Raw genomic sequence first — 998 nt, 5'->3', positions numbered from 1 at the left:
ACACGCGATGCCAGACACACAGCGGAACTACGTCGACGGGAGTTGGACGGAGTCGGAGACCGGCGAGACCTTCGAGGTCAACGACCCCGCCGACCCCAGCGAAACCGTCAACACCTATCAGGAGTCGAGCAAAGAAGACGCCCAACAGGCCGTCGAGGCCGCCGCCGCCGCCCAAGCCGAGTGGGAGAAGACCCCCGGACCCAACCGCGGCACCATCCTCCGGAAGGCCGGGTCCATCCTCGAAGACCGCAAGGAGGAGGTCACCGACCTGCTCGTCGCCGAGGAGGGCAAAGCACGCGGGGAAGCGAGCGGCGAAGTCCAGCGTGCGATCGACATCTTCCACTACTTCTCGGGGAAAGCCTCCGACCTGAAGGGCACCGTGAAAGCGCCGAGCGCGCGGAACAAGAACCTCTACACGCGGAAAGAGCCGGTCGGCGTCGCCGGTCTCATCACCCCGTGGAACTACCCCATCGCGATCCCCGCTTGGAAGATCGCACCCGCGCTCACCGCGGGCAACAGCGTGGTGATCAAGCCCGCCTCGATGGCGCCCGGTGTCGTTCTCGAGATCGCGAAAGCGCTCGACGAGGCGGGGCTCCCCGACGGCGTCCTGAACGTGGTGACGGGTCCCGGGAGTACGGTGGGTGACGAGTTCATCAACAACGACGCGATCGACGCGGTGTCGTTCACCGGCAGCAGTCAGGTGGGGGAGATGGTGTACGACGACGCCACCGACGCGGGCAAGCGCGTCCAGACGGAACTGGGCGGGAAGAACCCCACCATCGTCGCCGAGAGCGCCGACCCCGAGGAAGCGGCGGAGATCGTCGCTTCGGGCGGGTTCGGGACGACGGGCCAGTCGTGTACGGCCTGCTCTCGCGCGGTGGTTCACGAGTCGAACTACGACGAGTTCGTCGACGCGTTGGTCGAGGAGGCGGAGTCGATCGACATCGGGCCGGGCAACGACCACGAGATGGGTCCGCAGGTGAGCCAGGACGAACTCG

1 protein-coding gene is annotated in these 998 nt (G+C 66.7%); it reads left to right on the top strand.

Annotation, left to right across the window (positions count from 1 at the left end):
* Positions 1-7: 7 nt before the first annotated feature.
* Positions 8-998 (top strand): aldehyde dehydrogenase family protein (locus K933_RS01485; RefSeq protein ID WP_049947469.1); only part of this gene is annotated, 991 nt, incomplete at its 3' end.

This window comes from Candidatus Halobonum tyrrellensis G22 (genome assembly GCF_000495475.1).
Taxonomy (GTDB): domain Archaea; phylum Halobacteriota; class Halobacteria; order Halobacteriales; family Haloferacaceae; genus Halobonum; species Halobonum tyrrellense.
This window is presented reverse-complemented; position numbering and strand designations above follow the sequence as displayed.